Genomic DNA, 21,187 nt, shown 5'->3' on the forward strand with positions numbered 1-21,187 from the left:
ATTCAACCATCGACTCAGCCGGGCTAACGCTCAGTTGGTTCTTACGCTATTCGCCTCGGAGGCATTAAACCAGGTTGAAACTCTGGCCAGCGACGCAACACTTGTTCGCAGCAGTCTACAGGAGAAATCTTCAGATTTTGCAGCAGACTGCAATCTACTTCATCATTGCCATTGACCAGAGCCACAATTGCTCGCATGGGATCATAGGTTTCGATTGTCTCCAGCAGAGCATCAACCACGTCTTCCTCCAGATCCAGTCTGCGTAAGTAGTTTGCAGCTCGGCACCGAGGAATAAAAGCCGGTCTAAACGCTACCAGATCAAGGCTCCAGTCAATAGCTGGATGAAGAGCGTCTATGATCTCACAGACCACCATACCCCGTCCAGCATTCAAGTATTCATTCCAAGCTATGTATCCAATGATTAAAATATTTTGTCGAATAAACGAACCTTGCCAGTGACTGACATACCCAGGCCAGACACCATTGCTGTATTGCATGCTTGCTCTCCCATGCCAGATTTTCTGCGTTCACTCTATCTCTAAAGAACGAGAATTCCTGTTTCTCGTATCGTTCTTTGCACATAACATACGTCGCACGTCGCACGTTCTTTCGCGAGTTTCTCCGTACGCTCAAGCCCTAATTCTAGTCACGTGTCCAGCAGATGCCTCAATTTCTATACCATGCTCTAATTACAATTCTATGCTGCTTATCAACAGAGACTGGAAGCTGATGCAGATCTAAATCAGAGCGTTTACAACTAATTAATTCTAGGAGAGCCAAGTTCACCATCATCCGTACCTCGCAGATGAAAAACAACAGGAAACGAACCACTTGACGTATTGAATCAATGCATTAGATCAATACACCGAAGTGCGTTGGCGCTATTGGCGAGCATCCTGACTTACGATTTCAAATCGAGAATAGATTTTGGATCGCGCTGATGCAGCTAATCAAAAATCATCCATCTCGCATCGCTTACAGTTGCGGGACAGTGTCGGATTTGCACCGAGCTTTCCCCCTTACGTCTGATGGCTGCTCCCCACCAGAACCAATAGGCTATTTGCAGATTAACACACCCAATGCTTAACAGCCCACTATCTTAGATTAATGAGACTGAATGGCATATCAGCCAGCTTTGGGAACTAACTTTGAAACCAAGCTGCCAGCGCTAGGGCTAACCCATCAGCCGCATCATCGGGACGGGGAATTTTTATCAAGATTCAACTCTCGGGCTACGGCTTGCTGCACCTCCTGCTTGCCAGCATTGCCATACCCGGTCAGGGCCTGTTTCACCTATTCACAGGCGCTTTTGCAGCTAATCGTCCCAACGGCGACATCCTCACCCTGACTCACGATCTGACTAGCGATACTGTGTTTCTCCGACGCACCAACTTGGGCCCGGTTACGCTGAAGGTTGATACCGTCGAACGGTTTGAAATTAACGGTGTTGAAGGCAATGATACCCTCACGGTGGGTAGTTTAATCGGCTCTGGGGTTTCTTCGATTCGCTTCTCTGGTGGATCTGGCAACGACTTCCTGGATGCGCGGGATAACGGTAGGGCCACGATGAATATCTTTGGTGATTTTGGCAACGATAATCTACTAGCAGGCAATCAGAGCGATACGATGGAGGGCGGCGCAGGCAGCGACAATCTGTTCGGCAACAATGGCAATGACGTTTTGCTAGGTGTGAATTCGGGCGACTTTGTCAATCCGGGGCGTGGTGAGATCGATACTCTGATCGGTGGTGCAGCAAGAGATCGATTCGTCTTAGGCGATCGGGCTGGTGGTCGGGCGCGAGTTTTTTATGACGATGGCAATAATGACTTTGACGGCGGCAACGACATCAGGACAGGCATGGATGGCGTCAGCGATTTCGCCCACATTGTAGATTTCGTTTCCGGTCTGGATATAATTCAACTGGTTGGAGCACCAAATGAGTATGTAATTCGGGATCTTGATCCTCGCGGTCCACTCAGTCGAGGTACAGTTGCTCAAGATGTGGGAATTTTCAGGCCGCGTCCGAATCTGTTTGCACCCGATGAGCTGATTGCGATTGTGCAGGATGTTGGCAGTGGTACGCTCAATCTCAATAATAGAAACCAGTTCGTCTTTGTTTAGATGCATTATAAAAATGTAATCTGAACGTCTCCTAAACAACTTTAGTTTGTGTCTCCTTGATGTCCTCTGATCTTGCCAGAATTTATCTGCGGGATCAGAGTTTTCTTTTTGAGATTGGAACGTACCCAAGAGTGGTATATCTTTCTACTTTAAAGTATATTTGTAATTTTCTAACTTTCGCTTACTGGCAACTTCAACTTTAAATCCTAGATTAGATTCATGGTTGAACAAAAGCTTGATTCGAAGTAAAGACAAAAGATTCATTCAATTGACTATTTTCGAATAAGAATAAAGTAATTTTTCAATCAAACGCAAACAAAATCACTGATTTATTTTAAAAAGGACGAACGAACGATGGCTCTCATTAATGGATCGGACTTAAACGACAATATTACTGGTGATCGTTCAGGAGTTGCTGAAAGAGATATCATCAACGGGTTGACAGGCGATGATACCTTAAGTGGTTTAGGTGGGAACGATTCCCTCAACGGGGGTGACGGGATTGATATCTTAATCGGCGGCGAGGGTGATGACTTTTTGGCTGGTAATCGCGGAGACGACCGCATGTTTGCTGGCGATGGCAACGACCGCATGTTCTGGATCGATGGTGATGGCAGTGATGTGATGCTCGGTGGCGCAGGAAGTGATACGGTCGAGTTCGTAGGCTCTGCTAAAGCAGGTGACACCTTAACCCTAGAGCAAGGTGCTGGAAATGACAGTGTACGCCTCAGCCGCACCAATCTGGTTCCGATCACACTGAACATTTTTGAGGTCGAAACCATTAATATTGCTGGTGTCGAAGGCAGAGACACTCTGTTTATTGGCAGACTTGGCGAAACCTCACTGTCTAAAATCAACTTCTCTGGCGGAGCAGGCGATGACTTACTGAGTGTTAGCAATAACCCTATGCCTCAGATAGATGCTAGAGGTGATTCAGGCAACGACAACCTGTTTGGTGGCAACCAGAACGACATCCTGAACGGGGGGTCAGGCAATGATGCTTTGTTTGGCGGCGGTGGCAATGACAGTAGTGGCTTGGGGCGTGTTGGCTGGGGCTTGAGTGGCCTCGGCCCTACTGGGAACTGAAGCTGCTAAATTCAAATTGCTCGCTAAAGTGGAAATAGCTTCGACTCTGGAAATAGAATCATCAGGCCGAAACGTACCGTCCGGATAACCCTGCATAAACCCCATTTCGGCAGCTTCTTCAATGGCTGGGGCTGCCCAGTAATCGGTTGGTACATCCTCGTAGACACTACCGCTTTCCAGTTGTCGTTCTGACTCTTGATTAAAGGACTGTCGAACCATTGCTGCAAACTCATCTCGTGCTACCGGATTTTCTGGTCGGAAGGTGCCATCTAGATAACCGGCAATAATATCCTGTGCGGCCAAAGTTTCGATAAAGGGCTGCGCCCAATGGTTTTGAATATCTGGAAAGGGAGCTGTCTGATTTTGACTAGGGGCAGCTTGATCCGGAGCAGCAAGAACGCGGTCGCAGAGAGGTAGAATTGTAGCGGCTCCAGCTACCGATCCAGCGATTAAACCTGGAATTAATAGAGCTTTACTGGTCAATGCACGATCAAAAAGCCTAAACACTGTACTTCTCCAATTCTTTACGCCATGCCTATATATTTACTTCCACCTCAGTTTAATGACTACATGCTTTTGCTTTCTCTATCTAATGGAGGAGAAGTATAACCATTCAGTGTATTGAGCAATTAATTTAATGCATTAAAATGTATTGTTCTATACGAGGACTTCTATTAATAAACTTGTATCACCTAGTGAAGGTTTGAGTGAAGGTTTGATTGTCAAAGCTTGATTGTCAAAGTTCTCTTGACAAAGATTTAATTGCTGATTTGTTCAATAGCCTGAGCTAATCTGATTTACCCCAATACATCCTCATGTTTAATTTTCTACAGATGATTGCCATAGCTGCACGCTTGATTGGATTTGCTCCGTTTCTGACATTTCATCCGATAGTAAGATGTTCTAGCTTAGCCGCTCCTTACTATGGGAAACAATGATGAATTGCAAGGAATAATGAGATATGCCTCTAGTAAAGCTAGCCGATTTTTATCCTGAGCACCGCGACGCTGACACGGATGGTCGGTCGGACATAAAAGGTTTTGATGTTTACACACAAGCTGACGAAAAGGTCGGTTCAATTGACGATATTCTGGTTGATGATCAGACTGGGCGAATTCGCTATCTGGTAGTAGATACAGGCTTTTGGATCTTCGGCAAGAAGGTGCTGCTACCCATCGGTTTGGCAAACATTAGCTACAGCGATCGCCGCATTAATGTCAAGGGTTTGACGAAGCAGCAAGTCCAAGATCTGCCGAATTTCGATGAATTGGATAAGGTTGATTACGACTATGAGGAACAGGTCAGAGGTACCTATCGTCCGAACGTGATGAACACGGCAACTGCGCCAAGCACGACAGCCTACGACCGCAATACCTACAGCTATGACCGCGATCCAGGTCTCTATCATTTGAATGAGCAGAATCACCAGTCGCTCAAACTCTATGAGGAACGCCTGGTTGCCAACAAGCAGCGCCAGAAGACTGGGGAGATCTCTGCCGGCAAACATGTCGAAACCGAAACAGCTCGTGTCGCGGTCCCAATTGAAAAAGAGCGCGTCGTGATTGAGCGGACTACTCCAACATCTGGCGCGGTGTCTAATGCAGCCGATGCCTTCCAGGAGGGGGAAGTTGCTCGGATGGAAGTCTACGAGGAAACTCCTGAGGTGCGGAAAGAGGCATTTGTGCGTGAGGAAGTTCGGGTCAAGAAAGTGGTGGAGCAGGATATGGTTGAAGCTGATGAAACGGTACGCCGAGAGGAACTCGATTTGGACACAGAAGGCCGCTCAGCTGTAGATCGTTGCCACAACGCGAATACCGCCAGCAATTCCTGCATCTGGAAGAACAAAAGTAATTCTCATGCTAAACCATCGCGCTAGTCAACCGGAGTCAGAAACTGAAAACCATGCTTCAAACTATGCTTCTCAAATACAGCTTTGCCAGTAGGATTTGTTAATAGAACACGTGTAGTGCAGATCAGAGTTGATCTTGATTCAAGCAGTACCCGTAACAATAAGCAACATTGAGCTGAAGATCATGTTTTATTGTAGACGGGTTAGCAGTTATGTCCAGTGATCCAAATCCAGCAGCTTAGAATTGTTTAGAACATGGTGTCGATAGGCAGGCCAAAACCCAGAGCCTGACGGATACTCAGCAAGATTGCTAAGACAGCAAACAAAATTCCGCTAGCTAAAATGTCTTGCTTGATATTGCCTAATCCTTCACGCCACAGTCCCCAGTTGATCACCAGATGGTAGAAAAGGTCATTGAGCGCCACTCCTACAACCGCTCCCGGCATTCCGAACAGGGTGTATCCCACATAAATCCCAACGGATGTACAAACAAATCGGGTGAAATTGGCTCCAGCTGTGTATTGAGGTCTACCAATGGCGAATAGGAGCGCTTCATTGGTATTACACATTAAACGGGGCCACAATCCTAGAACTAGAATTGGCAACATCCAAGCAGCTTGACTGTAGCGGCTATCATACAGCGTTTTGATGATGCCATCGCCTAGGCAGACCATTAGAGCCACAACCAGCGCCATCAAGATTAGAATATACTTGCGTTTGCGCCCTACTTTGGTCCGTACCTCAGACCGAGGCTGATCGATGATTTTGGAGAACGCAGGCATCATTACCTTGCCGTTGAGAGCACTGGTCACTGCACGAGGTAGTTCAGCAAAGGTGAGGGCAATTCCATAAACCCCCAGCAGCGTTAGCCCAGCCGTTTCACCCAGATCCTGGATCAGGACTTTACCCAAAATTAACCGATCGGCTTGCTCACCCAAAAAGGTAATGGCGGTGGTTAAAAAGATCCAGGCTCCAAAGGAGATCAGTTCACGGGCCGCAGATTTATCCCAGGCAAAGCGATTCGGTTTCCCCTTGCTGAGGCGGAAGCTCATCCATACTTGATAGATGCTAGATGCAATCCCCCCAGCCACCAGTGCCCAAACTGAACGGTGGAAAAAGGCCCAGGTAATCATGACAACAATGCCGACGATTTGTCCTGAGAGTTCAAATAGCGCAACTTCTTTAATGGAGAGATGGCGGTTTAAGCTGAAGATGGCCGTGAAGGTGAAACCAGTAATCACCGTATTTAGCCCTACCACGGGCAGCAGCCACAGGAAGCGTGGATCCTTATAGACGAAAGCAACTAAGTGAGCCAGGAAAAAACAGCCAACCCAGATTAAAACACCGCGAATCACCTGGATCGTCCAGGCTGTGTTCAGAAATTCCCGCTCATCACCTCGCTTATTTTGAATAATGCTGACACCAATACCCACATCCGAGAACATGTGCAAGCCGGTGATGAAGGCATAGACTAGCGCCATCAGGCCAAACAGATCCGGTGCCAACAGACGAGTCAGGATCAGGTTACTGATAAAACGGACAATATTGCCAGCACCAAAGCCAACAATTGTCCAGAGTGCACCACGAATAGCCAGCTGTTTGACAGAAGAGTTTTCAGTAGATGAGGCCATGACTCCCAGACAGAAACAACAAAGCAATGAGCAGGAACTCAAACAACGATGAGGTCACCTGAACGAGAAATGCATCCATACAGAAGCATCCCCACGATCTAACAGCAGATATGCCATCCTCACTCCAATCATGACTCTTTACAGGAGGAGCCTGAGCAGACAGTGAACTAATTGGCGCTGCTCCCACGGCTAGTAGTTTCATCCAACCCTGGATCAAAACGCTGCGAGCCGGACAATCACTTAATTTATTCACCGACGAAATTCGCAATCCAGTCAGCGGTATGGATGCAGCTCAGGGAATTTTTCTAGCCTTGGCTAACGGCAAGAGAATTATTCATCTGGGGGGCATCGAACGACTGTCGCGTTATCAGTTAGGCTATGTCCTGGCTGAGGTGTTGCAGCTCCCGATCGATCAGCTCAACCCTTGCCGACAGGCCGATGTTCAAATGGCAGCTCCCAGACCGCCCGATGCCTCACTCAATAGTGAACTAGCCTATAGTTTGGGATACCAGCCTAAGGGTTTTAAAGACGCGATCCTGGCCCTACAAGCTGAGCTGTGAGGTCCGCAACTGAAGTGCGAACTAATCGAAAAAATACACTCAAGTGCTCTGGAGCTTTCACCCAATCTGCTACTCGGCGAGAAGGCTGCGCCTAGGAGTGGCGTTTGCCTGCATAAAGGCTTCGATATCCGCCGCCGCCGCTTCTAACGCTTGCAAACTAGAGGTTTCGGTTGCTACAGCGTTAACCACAGTTGATGCAGGCTGCTCTTGGTTCAGGGTTTGGTTGGATGCTGGTGCTGTGGGGTCTTCTAAGCAATCCGCAAGCTGATCCAGAGAGGCAATGAAGGCCTGAGCCGCAGCATGACGGAGTTCCCGCTGGTGGTGATCCATATAAAATGGCTGCCCCAATGAACAATAAGCTTTAGGGTTCCCACTATGGACCAGATTATTGCTGCCCGCGTCAAGTAAAAGCTTTTTTTAATAAACTACTAAGATACTAAGAAGCGTTCTCGTTACCCAATCAACCCATGACCGCAGCGATTCCCACCCTCGCCAGCCAGTACGATCCCGCAGTGACCGAAGCCAAATGGCAACACTTTTGGGAGGACAAACAGGTCTTCAAGGCGGATCCCAACCGCGAAGGCGACCCTTACTGCATCGTGATTCCGCCACCCAACGTCACGGGTAGCCTGCACATGGGCCATGCCTTTGAAAATGCCTTAATCGATACGCTGGTGCGCTATCACCGCATGTTGGGGCGCAATACGCTCTGGCTCCCCGGTACCGACCATGCCAGTATCGCCGTGCAGACTCTGCTAGAAAAGGAGCTGCGCCAGCAGGGGAAAACTCGCTATGACGTAGGACGGGACGCCTTTCTGAAGCGCGCCTGGGAATGGAAAGAGGAATCGGGCGGCACGATTGTGGGGCAGTTGCGTAAGCTGGGTGTCTCGGTAGACTGGTCGCGGGAGCGATTCACGATGGATGAAGGCTTGTCGCGAGCCGTGCTAACTGCCTTCAAGCAGCTTTACGACGAGGGATTGATTTATCGCGGCAAATACATGGTCAACTGGTGTCCGGCCAGTCAGTCAGCGGTATCGGATCTGGAGGTGGAAAATCAGGAAGTCAACGGGCATCTCTGGCATTTCCGCTACCCGCTTACCGATGGCTCCGGCTATGTAGAAGTGGCAACAACTCGACCGGAAACGATGCTGGGGGATACGGCAGTGGCGGTGAATCCGGACGACGAACGCTACAAAGCCATTGTGGGTAAAACGGTACTGTTGCCAATCATGAATCGGGAAATTCCGATTATTGCCGATGAATATGTCGATGCCTCCTTTGGCACCGGCTGCGTCAAAGTTACGCCAGCGCATGATCCAAACGACTTCGAGATGGGCAAACGCCACAATCTGCCCATGATCAACATCATGAACAAAGACGGCACCCTGAACGAAAATGCTGGCGAGTTTGCCGGCCAGGATCGGTTCAAAGCCCGCAAGAACGTGGTGCAGCGATTGGAGACAGGTCACCCTTCCAGGTTGATTAAGCAGCTAACTATTGCAGGTTGATGTGAAAAAAGCAGCAAACATGATCAGAGATTGTTCGAGGAGTTAGCAGAGTAAGAACAGCTTTCCTATGTAAGTTGGATTGAGGCTTCGAATTGAGAAATGCGTAGTGGTGAGAGCGCTCTGCATAGAGGGTGCTCTCACCTTTCGCTGTGGAAATTTTCGAGTCTTAAGTAATTTTTAATACTTGAAGTTTTCTTGCATAGATTACTCAAAATACTTATGTAAGAACGTTGATATACAAAATTCAAGTGCTGCTAAATTATTAATTTTTGAAATTCCATATCTAGAGTTCTCTAGCGAGAGAATATTTTAAAAGCTCTACCTTTAGTGATCATGTAACTTATCAAACAGCTTCAGATCAGTGTTGAACAGCTGAAAAACACCTCGCGCTTAATGTGAGGGGGTTATTATTTTCTCTGTATCGATGTAAAAATGAGGGCTAAGGGTTAATTTTTGATTTCAAGAGTTGGCTCTAACTCAATCGATTCAGTCGATTAAATCAACCTCTCTCACAGTTTGAGGAGAAGAATTTTATGGAAACAGTTGCTTATTTTCAACTGGCTCAAAATTACGAAGCTTCTGAGTTATCAGACTTGGAAGTGAACCCTGGTGAAAGCCTGAAGTTATCTGGAAAAACAGCGGCTAGTGTGCTTGGAATTACAAGTACGGTTCTAGCTGGTGGTGTGCTGGCGGCTTCTCCAGCTTCTGCCTATGGCTCCTATGGCTCCTATGGCTATCACGGCTGCTGTCGTCCGGTTTATTATCAACCGGTCGTTTATCGTCCGGTCTACTATCGTCCAAGTTGCTGTTACTATCCGCAGTATCATTCCAAGCCTAGCCACCATTACCCCCACTACTACAGCCAGGACTATTCCCACGACTATTCCTACGACAAGCATTACGACAAGCACGCTGACAACGGCTACCACAAAGACAACGATTACCACGAGATTGCGTTTCATCCAGTGACTGACCCTAACCTGTTGAAGCTAGGCTCTTCGGGTGAAATTGTGGCTCTGCTGCAACAGGCGCTCTTAGATAACGGCTTTGATCCGGGGCCGGTGGATGGTCTGTTTGGCTATCAAACCAAAGCAGCTGTGAAGGACTATCAAGAGGCGAACGGTCTATTGGTTGACGGAATTGCGGGCGGTCAAACATTAGATAGCCTGGGACTGGCTGGCGCAGGTGCCTAATCATCCCAGGCTTGTGCAATGAGCCAATAGCGGAGACAACTAAAGGCTCTTGGTGAAGGGCGGCGTTGTTAAGTTACGGTACCAGCGGTAGTCAAATCAAAAGACTAGCGCTGGAGAGAGGGACGGCCATCCCGATCTCATCCGTCGCTTTAATACAACGCCGCCTTATTTTATAAACCAATTCGCTGAAAACGACAGCGGAAACGGCAACTATTTTTGGCAACTATTTTTCGTTATTAACAAATCTAATCAAAGCCTTAAGAAAACGATCGATCTGTCAGGTGAATAAATCAGGGTACCCTGGAGGAGTTGAGGAGTTGTTAACCAGTACAATTGTACCACAAGCAATTTTATGTTTCAACTGCAAGCTCTAATTTTTGATGTGGATGGCACCTTGGCAGAGACCGAGCGAGATGGTCATCGAGTTGCCTTTAACCAGGCATTTGCCGCTGCTGGCCTCGATTGGGACTGGACGCCGGAATGCTATGGCGAGCTGTTAGCTGTTACAGGTGGCAAAGAGCGGATTCGACATTTTTGGCAGCAGTATTTGCCAGAATTTGTGCCTCCGTTGTCTGCTGGGATGAGTGAGCAGGAGTGGATCGCGGGACTACACATATTCCTCTCTGTCCCAGAAGCCTTGAGTCGGTACCCTCAAGCTGACCAGATACATTCACTTCGCCAACCCTGGAAGATTCTTTTGATAGACGCCTCTGGAAAAAAATGCGGTTATCGGCAAGAAGTGAATTTACGTGCAGGACTGAATGTCTTAATCGAGGACTACACGCTTCAGGAGGACTTGATTGTGGACACAGGCGCAGATGAACCCTGCGATCCTTATCGGTATTTAGAGGTAAGCTTTATGCTCTCAGGTCATAATCGCCATGAGAACTTGCAGCCTCATCACAACTTTTTCTTGGCTGATTGGCAAAACTCGCGTGGTGGGCAGTTCCACTGGCAAGCGGGTGAGCGAGTCCTAAAGGTCGACATTCACATTGATCCTGCTCTATTTGAAACGCTTGTGGGTGAGCAGCTTGATGTGTTACCGCCACTGCTAAGACGGCTCCTTCAAAATTCCCAACCTATTCAGGATCAGTTCTGGCATGTGCAACCCACGACCTCAGCCATGCAATCTGCCATCCACCAGATTTTGCATTGCCCGTATCAAGGACTAACCCACTGGCTATTTTGGGAAAGCAAGGTCATAGAACTAATCGCGCTGCGGCTAGACCCGGTGTGTCAGACACAGCCAGCCGATTTGGCGTCATCAGGCTTGCATTCCGAAGATATTGATCGCATTCACTACGCCAGTGATATTTTGCTCCAGCGGTTGACGAATCCGCCGTCACTGGTAGAACTGGCTCGACTTGTGGGGCTGAACGACCACAAGCTGAAGCAGGGATTTCGCCAGGTGTTTGGCACAACGGGGTTTGGCTATTTACAAACTCATCGTATGGAGCTGGCTAAGCAGCTTTTAGCAGAGCCGACGTTCAGTATTGCCGGGGTGGCTCAGGCAATAGGCTATGCCAGTCAAAGCCACTTTTGCCATATGTTTAAGCAACAGTTTGGCATGACGCCGCGATATTACCGTAGCAGCTTGCGCCGTTTAAAAAATCCGGATGCCGCAAAAAAAGATCCAGATACCGCAAATTGCGATCGCTGAAATCCCGTATTCTCACCCTATGTTCTTGATAATAGTTCTTGTTTGAGCAGATGAAGCTGCATGAGCGCATAGCTTCGCTATGTTCAAGTATGTGAACAGGTGCGTGGAGATGATGGGACAACCACAACAATCGACTTGGCTGGCAAAAGCCCTAACGGTGGGGACAGCGAGTTTTGTGTCTCTGGGCTTGGGACTAGGCTGGGCAACTCCGACTTTAGGAAATGAGGATGCGATTGGTAGTGATGAGCTGTCTCTAGATGCGATTGGGTCTCCAGTAACCACGGTTGCAGAGTGGATGGCTCAGATTGAGACGGTGGAAACAGCGGTAATTACTGATGTACAGGTGCGCGAGACTCCCGATGGGCTTAAGGTTGAGTTGGTGGCTGACCGCCCCCTAGAACCCCGCTCCTCTCGCATTGAGGGCAACGCGCAAATTATCGAATTTGCAAACGCCATTCTGGATTTGGCAAACGATGCTGCCGCCGAGCAGTTCAATCCAGGAGCCGGTATTACCCTGGTACAGATAACACCATTGCCCAATGGGAGCGTCCGACTAGCGATTACCGGTACCGAAGCTCCCCCCGTTGTCACCTCATCACCTGGGGCTGCAGGTGTGGCCTTCACCGTTACCCCCGGACTGGCCAGTGCTGAGGTTGAGGCTGATAACGCCATTCGAATTCAGGTGACAGGGGATGTCATTGATACCGGCTACCGGGTGCCGAGTGCCAGCGTTACCCGCCTTGAGACCCCTTTGCTCGATACTCCGGCTTCGGTGCAGGTGGTGCCACGGCAACTGTTTGAAGAACCTTCTCCGCCTCCCAGCTATCCTACACAGAACAAGCCCTAACGCAATGACAGGCTACAGTAAAGCTCCACGGGGTCTTTTTGTCCAACTGCGGGTAACGCGCATCTTCACACGTACTTCAATTTCGCCGAGTACCTCGTTGAGACAGTGCTCCACTCGTTACGCCTTTCGTGCGGGTCGGAACTTACCCGACAAGGAATTTCGCTACCTTAGGACCGTTATAGTTACGGCCGCCGTTCACCGGGGCTTCAATTCAAGGCTTGCACCTCTCCTCTTAACCTTCCGGCACTGGGCAGGCGTCAGCCCGTATACGTCCGCTTTCGCGTTTGCACAGACCTGTGTTTTTGGTAAACAGTCGGTAGGGCCACTTCTCTGCGGCTGGTTTTACCCAGCGTCCCTTCTTCCGAAGGTACGGGACCTTTTTGCCGAGTTCCTTAACGAGGTTTCTCTCGCTCGCCTGTGATTTCTCATCTCGTCTACCTGTGTCGGTTTGGGGTACGGGCGATAAACTTCTCCGCTTCGCTGCCTTTTCTTGGCTCCAGGTCCAGTTCACTTCCAGGATTCCTCCCCGGCATCACGGCCGTTAACCGCTTGCCACCTCCTCTTCCATCCGGAGGCTGAACCTTCCCGCAGCGCGCAGCGTCGCTCCATTCATCGGTACCGGAATCTTGACCGGTTGTCCATCGCATTCGCCTCCCGGCTGCTGCTTAGGCCCGACTTACCCGACGCGGACTGACCTTCCGTCGGAACCCTTAGACGTTCGGCGGCAGGGGTTCTCACCCTGCTTTCGCTACTCATGCCGGCATTCTCACTCCCCACCACTCCAACAGATCTCGCCGACCTGCCTTCGCCGCTGTGGGGACGCTCTCCTACCATAAGCCTTTCGGCTTATCCCCGACTTCGGTGCTGCGCTTCAGCTCCGTTCCATTTTCCGCGCAGTCACGTTCGACCAGTGAGCTGTTACGCACTCTTTCAAGGGTGGCTGCTTCTAAGCCAACCTCCTGGCTGTCTCGACATGACCACATCGTTTCCCACTCAGCGCAGACTTCAGAACCTTAGTCGCGGGTCTGGGTTCTTCCCCTCTCGACCGTGAAACTCATCTCCCACGGCCCGACTGCCCTGCTCCCCTCTCGGCATTCGGAGTTTGACTGGGTTCGGTAACCTCACTGGCCCCTAGCCCAATCAGTGCTCTACCTCCCAGAGTTTTTCCGCAGGACGCTAACCCTAAAGTTATTTCGGAGAGAACAAGCTATCTCCAAGCTCGTTTGGCATTTCACCCCTAACCACAAGTCATCCCCGTGTTTTGCAATACACGTGAGTTCGGACCTCCCAGCCGTGTCACCGGCCTTTCATCCTGCTCATGGTTAGCTCGCCTGGTTTCGTGTCCAATAACAGCCACTCCTCGCCCTCTTCAGACTCGCTTTCGCTTCGCCTCCGGGTGTCTCTCCCTTAGGCTTGCCACTGCTATTGACTCGCCGGCTCATGCTCCAAAAGGCACGCCATCAGGGCTTTTCGCCCCTCTGACCGGTTGTAAGCACACGGTTTCAGATTCTCTTTCACTCCCCTCGCCGGGGTTCTTTTCACCTTTCCGTCACCGTACTTCTTCACTATCGGTCGTCAAGTGTATTTAGCCTTGGAAGGTGGTCCTCCCAGCTTCCCACAGGGTTAGCGTGCCCCGCGGTACTCAGGATCCTTCCCTCTCCTCTCCAGCTTCGCCTACGGGGTTCTCACCCTCTCTGACCACGTTTCCCAACATGTTCGGCTCGCCTTCAATTCGATCCCGGAAGTCCTACAACCCCGCCCTTTTTCAAGAACGGTTTAGGCTCCTCCACTTTCGCTCGCCACGAAAAGCTAATCAGGAAGCTGGACGATGGTCATCTGATTTTGTAGACCAAGGTAAAAATGAATTAAAATATTTGTTCCTTTGGTGTACAGTCCCTAACGCCAGTTGTGCGTTGATGCGCCGTGACGTCTTCATTCGCGCCGGAAAATTTGATGCGACAATGTTTCTGTCAGCAGATTGGATGCTGTGGAGTAAAATGATGATGATTTCAGACATTGCCTATGTGTCTGAGCCTTTGAATCATTTTCGGACTCATGCTAATACTGTTAGACAGAGAGCGGGAAGACGAGGAATTGACTTTGAAGAAGATTTTCTCGTGAAGAAATACATTCTAGATCATTCTGGCTTCTCCTTCTCGTTCAAAGAAATACACCAGGCGTTTGACAAAATCAAATGGCAATGGATTGAGACCATAGTGGCTTCACCTACTGCAATCGATCTGAAGCGTAATATTAGAATCTATAAGTACTTAAGTGAAATTTACTCAGATCTAGGATGGCAACTCGGTAGTAGATTATTGCTTCGATACACTGGACTTTTGAGATTTGTGAAGTATTTGAAGAGAACACAATTAGCTTCGCTTTCGAACAATCAATAATGGAGGGAGCCTTAGTTCTGCTCGCGTTGGTGAAATACTTTTGCCTAGCAGTTAGAAACACCAAGAATCTCTACTACTCCAACAGCGACGAATTGTTTCAAAATCATCCAAGATTTCAAATATACCTTCGGCGTAATCTTTAGTTGACCACTGAGCAGCTTTAATTAGGCCGCGTTGAATTAAAGTTTCACGGAGATTGTCATCCTCTAGAAGTGATTTAATTGCCAGAGCAATTTCTTCTACCGATTTGGGATTTACTAGTAAAGCAGCATCTCCTAACTGCTCCTGCGCACCAGGTACTTCAGATGCAATTACAGGACATTTTAAGGCAAAGGCTTCCAGAGGAGGTAAATTGTCCGGTCCAAAAAACGTTAGGAATGTAAGAGCAAAAGCGTTCTGGTAAATAGATACCAAGTCGTCTTGAGAGACAAAGCCCAAAAAGTGGACTTGTTGAGATAAGTTCAGATCATTTACAATTTGTCTAACGTAAGTCTGATTACCTTTATCAGAGCCAGTAAACACAACAGGAAATATCAGATCATATCTGTCTCGCAACCACTTAACTGCAAGTAATAAGCCAACATGATTTTTATGAGGCCAGAACTGAGCTGGGTAGAATAAGTAGTTTTTAGGCAATTGGTATTTGCTAAGTACAGAATCGGTGCAATGATTAGAGGCATCTAGAGCAAATTGAGGTGTGGGAAATGGTAAAACTTTAATTCGCTCTTCAGGTATTTGATAAAATTGCTGAATTTCTGTTTGACCAACCTTTGTCCCAGTAATAAGCGATACAGCACGCTTTAATCTGATCCCATATCCTCTCTCCCTCCGTTCCCATTCTCCCTGGTTACTGACCTCAGGGAAATAAGGGTGCAGTCGATGAGCCAAATCCCAAACTACTGCTACATAAGGAATATCCATGATTGGAACATAAGTTTGGCTGAGATACAAGAGCACATCTACTTCTCTGTTGACGAGAGAACGAACTAAACGTTCTTCATACGTCTCTATCCTACTCATTTTAGGATCTTTTATTTTTGCAACTAAAATCCTTATTTGTTTAGGGAATTTCAACCATAGGCGCTCTTTTACAGTGCGTTGCTGATGAAGTGAAATAAATTCCAAGTGTTCGTTAAACGAAATTTGAGAAGGTGCTTCTTTATCAAAACTACATAGCGCAAAATGATGATTACTGTGAGGTGCAAGCTCTACTAGTGAGCTAAATACTTCACTTTCAAATGTATGACCACTTTCGGCATCTCTGCCGTTTGGGGGGTGGGCTGATGCTGGTGGTTAGCATCAGCTATTGGATCAATCGCTATCTGCTACTCTATTCGCCCCAAGGCGCAACCTACGGTGCGGGCTACACCAGTGTGACGATTAGCCTACCGGCTTACACAGCCTTGAGTTTGCTGGCTCTACCGATTGCGCTCTGGCTGTTGGCTCAAGGATTTGGCTGGGGTGACCGCATTATCGAACAGCATCGACATCCTGTTGGCGGACGACTTGGCGATGGCCGTAGCTATTCTGCGGCTGGGGCACCTTCCAGCGTTGATTCTAGTCTCAAGCGCCGTTGGCCGAACTGGCGGAAGGAGAACAGCTCGATCCAAGCCTCAGTTCAAGCCAAGTACACCCTAGACGACGCTGGTCCAGATGCTCCACCGCATCACAATCTAGTCAGCCCGTCTTTGAAACGACGCTATCTCCGCCTACCAGAACGGATCTCCTATCCACCCTCGCTGCGTCGGGTTGTGCTAGTGATTGGATTTTATCTCTTGCTGCTGCTGCTGCTGAGTGGGGTTTTGCCGGTAGCGGTGCAGCAAATGGTGGTGCAGCCCAACGAATTGCAATTGGAGATGCCCTATATTCGCCGTACTCTGGCCTTGACGCGGCAGAGCTTTATGCTCGACCAGATGGACGTGCAAACCTTTGCTCCGGACAATAGTCTCAGCCTAGCCACCCTGCAAGAAAATAATTTAACCGTAGACAACATTCGCCTGTGGGATAAGCGCCCGTTGCTGGAAACTAACCGTCAGCTCCAGCGCATCCGACTCTACTACGAATTCCCTGATGCCGATTATGACCGCTATGAGCTGCCCACCGATGATGGTCGTGCCGTTCAGCAGCAGGTCCTGATTGCCGCCCGTGAACTCGATTACAATGCCGTTCCCACTGCTGCTCAAACCTGGATCAACCAGCACTTGATCTACACCCACGGCTATGGGTTTACCCTGAGTGCGGTCAATTCGGTGGGCGAAGGCGGCTTGCCCGATTACCTGATCAGCGGCATTGAATCGGCTGCCTCCGATCCGCGTGTCCGCAATAGTATTCCGGTGGGTAGACCCCGCATTTATTACGGTGAACTCACCAACACCTATGTCATGACCCAGACGCAGGTGCTGGAGCTAGACTATGCCAGCGGCAGTGACAACGTTTACAACACTTACGATGGCTGGGGCGGCGTCAGCATTGGCAATGTGGCACAGCGACTCCTCTATGCCAAGCATCTGCGGGACTGGCGCATGATGTTCACCGATAACTTCACGCCTCAAACGAAACTGCTGTTTCGCCGCAACATCAGCGAGCGAGTGAAAGCGATTGCGCCGTTTTTACGCTTTGATAGCGATCCTTACCTCGTGGTGATCGATACGGGCAGCAAGCAGTGGCAACACAGCTATCGGCCCCAGCCCGGAATCGTGGATGAGAGCCACCTCTATTGGATTATCGATGCCTATACCACCAGCAACCGCTATCCCTACTCGGATCCGTTGGGGAACGATTTCAACTACATTCGCAATTCGGTCAAAGTGGTGATCGACGCCTATCATGGCTCGGTCAACTTTTATATTGCCGATCCGCAAGACCCAATCATTCAAGCCTGGAGTCAGACATTTCCCGGCATATTTCAGCCGCTTGATGCCATGCCCACCGGCCTGCTACGCCACATTCGCTATCCGCAGGACTTCTATCAGGTACAGTCGAACCAGTTGATGATCTACCACATGACCGATCCGATCGTGTTCTATAACCGGGAAGACCAGTGGCGGGCACCGAACGAGATCTACGGCAACGAGCAGCAGTTGGTTGAACCCTATTCATGGTGCTGCATGTGGACTCGCGTAAAGACTGGAAAGGCAAACCCCAGCATCAAGGCGCTGCCATGACCCAACGCGGCGTTAATAATGCGATTTCGGTGCGCCACATTGTGAGAAGCATCGTGAATCACGGTTCCCACCAGATGTAGGGCAATCACATTGGTCAAAAAGCAGGTCCAGCCTGGAAAACCCCAACACCAATAGCCGACCGTAGAAAGCGTAGCTAGTGCAACTGCCCCTAAGAACATCAACAAGGTGGGATTCCAAGCACCCGGTGGACCCAAAAATTCTTTCGGTACAGTCAGGGGCTTCATTGCCTCCGACATTGTATTTCCTCTCCTTACAGTCATCCTTGCGTAGTATAGGCTACGAGGGGATTAAGAATAAAGTTTTGTGAAATTAGTGGATTTAATCGAACTAGTCATCCATACTGCATGATTTCTAATCATTGCTCATCCTTAAGGCATGAAATCGCCAAATGGGCGGAGCAAAGTCGGGCAATCCTGTAGAAAGCATAGAGAAAAAGAGGAACTAGTTTTTGTAGCTCTACTCTGTAGAGAAGCTTACCGGGAAAATTCACGCCTCCTTAATGGATCTGACCGAAAATGTTTCGAAAAATTTCACGAATTTTCCATGATTTCTCCGCGATACTACTGGCATGGGCCAAAGTGTAGCCTGCATGGCAGAAACGGATAGACTCTGGCTCTGGCTTGCTTCTCAGCGGCCAGTGGGTGCTCTAGTCTCAATAGACGGTTCAGTATTTTCAACCTTACGCCTGCCCAGCAGACAGCTTATTAAGTGACCTATAGAAGGATGTGAACTAAGCATTCAGCTTAGAAACTAAAGATCGAAAAGATCGATCAGGGATTGTAATTTACACTGTCAGGCTGTTGAGTAACGGTGAGGATGGCATGAATCGCTCTTTTGTCAATCAAAATAGGCAGGCTAATCAATCTAAACGAGCCGACCAGGCAGGGCGGGCAGCAAGAGTTTCGGCCCAGTCTAGACAAGTGGCTAGACAGCACACCAGACAACTGGCCCAGGATGCCCCCAGCCATCTTCAAAAACGCTGGCAGCCTCAGCAAAACAAAACCAATATCCATCAGCAAAAACAATCAGTGTTGCGTCTCAGTTCAGCAGAACAGGAAACAATTTTACGGCAGCGTGCTCTGGCTGAAGCCCAGCATGGCAATCACGTTGAGGCTATTGCTATCTTCAGTGAGTTAATCGACCGCAACCCTCAAAATGCGAACCATTACAGTAATCGAGGTCTGGTTTACTTTCAGAGCGGTCAGCCTGCCGCGGCTATCGCCGATTACAATCGCGCCATTGAGCTGAATCCGCGCCTCGATAGTGCCTACAATAACCGGGCTAATTACTATGCAGCTCAGGGCAAGTTTTTGGAAGCGATTCTGGACTATGATATTGCCTTGGATTTGAACCCAGCTAACGTGCGGGCTTGGATTAATCAAGGCATTACCTTCCGGGAGTTAGAGATGTATGACCGGGCGCTAGAGAGCTTTGACTTGGCCCTGTGTCTTGGCAAGCTTGAAGGTCACATCTATGCTGAGCGGGGCCGCACCTATCATTTGCGAGGCGACTGGAACTGCGCGATTGGCGACTACCGTCGAGCACTCGAGAAACTAGCTCAACCCAGCCCTAACTTCGATAATTCTGGGCTACGGCTATACTTGCAGGTTGAATCCTGGTTAGATGAGCTGCTCAGCCCACTTCATCCCAATTAGAAGCAGATGAGGCCCAAGGGAATTCCTATTTCCAACCTTGTTCCGCCTGCTCTAACACATAGGCTGCTACAGACTGGATTTCGGCCTCGGTGAGCCGACCCTCTGGCGCAATTTTGCCGTGGCGCTGGGAGCCGATGCCGAGGAGTTGGAAACCTCTGAGAAGCTGGCAACCACCACCAACCTGATTGACACCTTCCGGCGGCTCTGTCTCCACTCGCCCTTTTATGCTGGGCTGGCGGCTCTGCATGTTTACGAATCGCAGATTCCCGAAGTGGCAAGTGTCAAAATCGACGGCTTGAAGCAGTTCTATGGCATGGACAACCCAGCCGATTATGAGTTCTTCAGTGTGCATCAGGTGGCCGACATCTACCACGCCGAATCGACCGCCAAGCTGATCGAAGCCTATGCCGTCACGCCAGAGCAGCAAGCTGAAGTGAAACAGGTGGCCGAAACGGCAGCGACTGCCCTGTGGCAATTCCTCGATGGAGTGTACGAAACCTACTGTCAAGACATTGCGGCTGAAAAAGCAGCGGCTTAGACTGGTTAGGTTTGAGAATGCTCAGGTATCGTTTCGATTCTCGTTTCTGATACTTGAGCATTTATCTTCATATTTTCAATTAACTGTGCAATATTTGCAGCCTTCCTTTTGAATTAGGCTATCCGTAGATTATATGTCCTTTTAGCTCATTAACCGTATCTACTAACGTTTTGGCGTTGCTGAATAGAGGTATGAATTACCCCCCTAGCCCCCCAATTCTGACTATCGAATTTGCTCAATTTGCCGATGGGCGCAGTAAAGAGTACCGCAGTACCGCCCTACTCAGTCGATAGATAATTAACCAGATTTGACATGGCTTCTGATTCCTGACTCCTGCTACAATCTAGTACAAATATCCTACTTCGCCAATCATGCCTACTGAAATCTGCCGCTGCGGTTGGGTCCATGATGATCCGCTCGAAATTGTCTACCATGACTGCGAGTGGGGCGTGCCAGTGCATGATGATAGACGCCTATTTGAATTTTTGATTCTAGAAGGCGCTCAAGCTGGACTGAGCTGGATCACAGTTTTGCGCAAGCGAGAATCCTATCGAGCAGCCTTTGATCAATTTGATCCAGAGAAAATAGCCCGCTACGATGACGCTAAAATTGCTGAACTGTTGGCCAATCCGGGAATTGTGCGCAATCGTCTCAAGGTTGCCGCTGCCGTACAAAATGCCCGCGCTTATTTAACCATCCAGGAGCAGCTCGGCAGTTTTGACGCCTATATCTGGCCATTCGTAGAGGGAAAACCAATTATCAACGCATGGAAAACGCTAGCCGAAGTTCCGGCAGAGACGGCTGTATCCAAAGCCATGAGTCGAGATTTGCGTCAGCGCGGGTTTAAATTTGTTGGATCAACCATCTGCTACGCTTTCATGCAGGCTTGTGGTTTAGTCAATGATCATCTAGTGGATTGCTTTCGTTATCAAGAAATCAATCGCTTCTGATTCTT

At 49.0% G+C, this 21,187-nt stretch carries 19 protein-coding genes, 1 riboswitch and 1 other annotated feature; of the genes, 13 read left to right on the forward strand and 6 right to left on the reverse strand.

Going from position 1 to position 21,187, the window contains the following annotated elements; genetic code table 11:
- Window positions 1-41 precede the first annotated feature (41 nt).
- On the reverse strand, window positions 42-497 hold the full coding sequence (locus JVX88_RS24850; protein WP_211621233.1) for a hypothetical protein: 456 nt from the start codon (window positions 495-497) through the stop codon (window positions 42-44).
- Window positions 498-868: 371 nt separating this feature from the next.
- Window positions 869-1,068: riboswitch (cobalamin riboswitch) on the reverse strand.
- A gap of 171 nt (window positions 1,069-1,239) precedes the next feature.
- Here JVX88_RS24850 and JVX88_RS43285 point away from each other — a divergent pair.
- Window positions 1,240-2,121: a hypothetical protein gene (locus JVX88_RS43285; protein WP_317134435.1), complete on the forward strand. Its 882-nt coding sequence runs from the start codon at window positions 1,240-1,242 to the stop codon at window positions 2,119-2,121.
- 354 nt (window positions 2,122-2,475) lie between these two features.
- The gene (locus tag JVX88_RS24865; protein ID WP_211621237.1) at window positions 2,476-3,207 is read left to right on the forward strand and encodes a calcium-binding protein; all 732 of its coding nucleotides are present in this window, start codon (window positions 2,476-2,478) and stop codon (window positions 3,205-3,207) included.
- Here JVX88_RS24865 and JVX88_RS24870 read toward each other — a convergent pair.
- Window positions 3,109-3,714: an S-layer homology domain-containing protein gene (locus JVX88_RS24870; RefSeq protein ID WP_211621239.1), complete on the reverse strand. Its 606-nt coding sequence runs from the start codon at window positions 3,712-3,714 to the stop codon at window positions 3,109-3,111. The genes JVX88_RS24865 and JVX88_RS24870 overlap by 99 nt on opposite strands.
- Window positions 3,715-4,168: 454 nt before the next feature.
- Between JVX88_RS24870 and JVX88_RS24875 the strand changes: the two genes are divergently transcribed.
- Window positions 4,169-5,083 carry a DUF2382 domain-containing protein gene (locus tag JVX88_RS24875; protein ID WP_211621240.1) on the forward strand — a complete coding sequence of 305 codons (915 nt, stop codon included), beginning with the start codon at window positions 4,169-4,171 and terminating at the stop codon, window positions 5,081-5,083.
- 221 nt (window positions 5,084-5,304) lie between these two features.
- Here the strand turns inward: JVX88_RS24875 and JVX88_RS24880 are convergent, their stop codons facing one another.
- Complete coding sequence (locus tag JVX88_RS24880) at window positions 5,305-6,687, reverse strand: oligosaccharide flippase family protein (RefSeq protein WP_211621242.1); 1,383 nt, start codon at window positions 6,685-6,687, stop codon at window positions 5,305-5,307.
- Between the two features lie 200 nt (window positions 6,688-6,887).
- On the opposite strand from JVX88_RS24880, the gene JVX88_RS24885 reads away from it, so the two are divergent.
- On the forward strand, window positions 6,888-7,247 hold the full coding sequence (locus tag JVX88_RS24885) for a sugar nucleotide-binding protein (protein ID WP_225931715.1): 360 nt from the start codon (window positions 6,888-6,890) through the stop codon (window positions 7,245-7,247).
- A 69-nt stretch (window positions 7,248-7,316) separates the two neighbouring features.
- Here the strand turns inward: JVX88_RS24885 and JVX88_RS24890 are convergent, their stop codons facing one another.
- The gene (locus JVX88_RS24890; RefSeq protein WP_211621244.1) at window positions 7,317-7,577 is read right to left on the reverse strand and encodes a hypothetical protein; all 261 of its coding nucleotides are present in this window, start codon (window positions 7,575-7,577) and stop codon (window positions 7,317-7,319) included.
- A 137-nt stretch (window positions 7,578-7,714) separates the two neighbouring features.
- Here JVX88_RS24890 and JVX88_RS24895 point away from each other — a divergent pair, with 137 nt between their 5' ends.
- The 5 genes from JVX88_RS24895 to JVX88_RS24915 all read left to right on the forward strand — a co-directional run bounded on the left by JVX88_RS24895 (window position 7,715) and on the right by JVX88_RS24915 (window position 14,854).
- Window positions 7,715-8,755, forward strand: coding sequence for a class I tRNA ligase family protein (locus JVX88_RS24895; RefSeq protein WP_317134436.1), 1,041 nt, complete (start codon window positions 7,715-7,717; stop codon window positions 8,753-8,755).
- A 533-nt stretch (window positions 8,756-9,288) separates the two neighbouring features.
- A complete protein-coding gene (locus JVX88_RS24900) occupies window positions 9,289-9,948 on the forward strand; it encodes a peptidoglycan-binding protein (RefSeq protein ID WP_211621246.1) in 660 nt (219 codons plus the stop codon).
- A gap of 352 nt (window positions 9,949-10,300) precedes the next feature.
- Window positions 10,301-11,608 carry a helix-turn-helix domain-containing protein gene (locus JVX88_RS42280; RefSeq protein ID WP_211621248.1) on the forward strand — a complete coding sequence of 436 codons (1,308 nt, stop codon included), beginning with the start codon at window positions 10,301-10,303 and terminating at the stop codon, window positions 11,606-11,608.
- Window positions 11,609-11,717: 109 nt separating this feature from the next.
- Entirely contained in the window at window positions 11,718-12,455 is a 738-nt protein-coding gene (locus tag JVX88_RS24910) for an AMIN domain-containing protein (protein WP_211621249.1), read from the forward strand.
- Window positions 12,456-12,510: 55 nt separating this feature from the next.
- Window positions 12,511-14,377 (reverse strand) — a sequence feature (23S ribosomal RNA rRNA prediction is too short).
- A complete protein-coding gene (locus tag JVX88_RS24915; protein ID WP_211621251.1) occupies window positions 14,372-14,854 on the forward strand; it encodes a hypothetical protein in 483 nt (160 codons plus the stop codon). Its footprint overlaps the feature before it by 6 nt.
- A gap of 51 nt (window positions 14,855-14,905) precedes the next feature.
- On the opposite strand, the gene JVX88_RS24920 is transcribed toward JVX88_RS24915, so the two are convergent.
- Window positions 14,906-15,979 carry a glycosyltransferase family 4 protein gene (locus JVX88_RS24920; protein WP_225931166.1) on the reverse strand — a complete coding sequence of 358 codons (1,074 nt, stop codon included), beginning with the start codon at window positions 15,977-15,979 and terminating at the stop codon, window positions 14,906-14,908.
- A 113-nt stretch (window positions 15,980-16,092) separates the two neighbouring features.
- Here JVX88_RS24920 and JVX88_RS24925 point away from each other — a divergent pair, with 113 nt between their 5' ends.
- Complete coding sequence (locus JVX88_RS24925) at window positions 16,093-18,018, forward strand: UPF0182 family protein (RefSeq protein ID WP_211621253.1); 1,926 nt, start codon at window positions 16,093-16,095, stop codon at window positions 18,016-18,018.
- Here JVX88_RS24925 and JVX88_RS24930 read toward each other — a convergent pair.
- Complete coding sequence (locus JVX88_RS24930; RefSeq protein ID WP_317134437.1) at window positions 17,946-18,275, reverse strand: hypothetical protein; 330 nt, start codon at window positions 18,273-18,275, stop codon at window positions 17,946-17,948. The genes JVX88_RS24925 and JVX88_RS24930 overlap by 73 nt on opposite strands.
- 585 nt (window positions 18,276-18,860) lie before the next feature.
- On the opposite strand from JVX88_RS24930, the gene JVX88_RS24935 reads away from it, so the two are divergent.
- The 3 genes from JVX88_RS24935 (at window position 18,861) to JVX88_RS24945 (ending at window position 21,182) form a co-directional block, all read left to right on the forward strand.
- Window positions 18,861-19,694, forward strand: a complete 834-nt coding sequence (locus tag JVX88_RS24935; RefSeq protein WP_211621255.1) for a tetratricopeptide repeat protein — start codon at window positions 18,861-18,863, stop codon at window positions 19,692-19,694.
- A gap of 73 nt (window positions 19,695-19,767) precedes the next feature.
- A complete protein-coding gene (locus tag JVX88_RS24940; RefSeq protein ID WP_225931716.1) occupies window positions 19,768-20,232 on the forward strand; it encodes a TenA family transcriptional regulator in 465 nt (154 codons plus the stop codon).
- A 371-nt stretch (window positions 20,233-20,603) separates the two neighbouring features.
- Window positions 20,604-21,182 carry a DNA-3-methyladenine glycosylase I gene (locus JVX88_RS24945; protein WP_211621257.1) on the forward strand — a complete coding sequence of 193 codons (579 nt, stop codon included), beginning with the start codon at window positions 20,604-20,606 and terminating at the stop codon, window positions 21,180-21,182.
- Window positions 21,183-21,187 lie beyond the last annotated feature (5 nt).

It is taken from the genome of Leptolyngbya sp. 7M, assembly GCF_018128485.1.

Bases quoted from the DNA above. Each gene is read 5' to 3' on its own strand.
- JVX88_RS24850 (WP_211621233.1), bottom strand. From the start codon at position 497: ATGCAATACAGCAATGGTGTCTGGCCTGGGTATGTCAGTCACTGGCAA.
- JVX88_RS24915 (WP_211621251.1), top strand. From the start codon at position 14,372: ATGCGCCGTGACGTCTTCATTCGCGCCGGAAAATTTGATGCGACAATG.
- JVX88_RS42280 (WP_211621248.1), top strand. From the start codon at position 10,301: ATGTTTCAACTGCAAGCTCTAATTTTTGATGTGGATGGCACCTTGGCA.
- JVX88_RS24890 (WP_211621244.1), bottom strand. From the start codon at position 7,577: ATGGATCACCACCAGCGGGAACTCCGTCATGCTGCGGCTCAGGCCTTC.
- JVX88_RS24910 (WP_211621249.1), top strand. From the start codon at position 11,718: ATGATGGGACAACCACAACAATCGACTTGGCTGGCAAAAGCCCTAACG.
- JVX88_RS24880 (WP_211621242.1), bottom strand. From the start codon at position 6,687: ATGGCCTCATCTACTGAAAACTCTTCTGTCAAACAGCTGGCTATTCGT.
- JVX88_RS24930 (WP_317134437.1), bottom strand. From the start codon at position 18,275: ATGTCGGAGGCAATGAAGCCCCTGACTGTACCGAAAGAATTTTTGGGT.
- JVX88_RS24925 (WP_211621253.1), top strand. From the start codon at position 16,093: ATGTATGACCACTTTCGGCATCTCTGCCGTTTGGGGGGTGGGCTGATG.
- JVX88_RS24900 (WP_211621246.1), top strand. From the start codon at position 9,289: ATGGAAACAGTTGCTTATTTTCAACTGGCTCAAAATTACGAAGCTTCT.
- JVX88_RS24865 (WP_211621237.1), top strand. From the start codon at position 2,476: ATGGCTCTCATTAATGGATCGGACTTAAACGACAATATTACTGGTGAT.
- JVX88_RS24945 (WP_211621257.1), top strand. From the start codon at position 20,604: ATGCCTACTGAAATCTGCCGCTGCGGTTGGGTCCATGATGATCCGCTC.
- JVX88_RS24935 (WP_211621255.1), top strand. From the start codon at position 18,861: ATGAATCGCTCTTTTGTCAATCAAAATAGGCAGGCTAATCAATCTAAA.
- JVX88_RS24875 (WP_211621240.1), top strand. From the start codon at position 4,169: ATGCCTCTAGTAAAGCTAGCCGATTTTTATCCTGAGCACCGCGACGCT.
- JVX88_RS24895 (WP_317134436.1), top strand. From the start codon at position 7,715: ATGACCGCAGCGATTCCCACCCTCGCCAGCCAGTACGATCCCGCAGTG.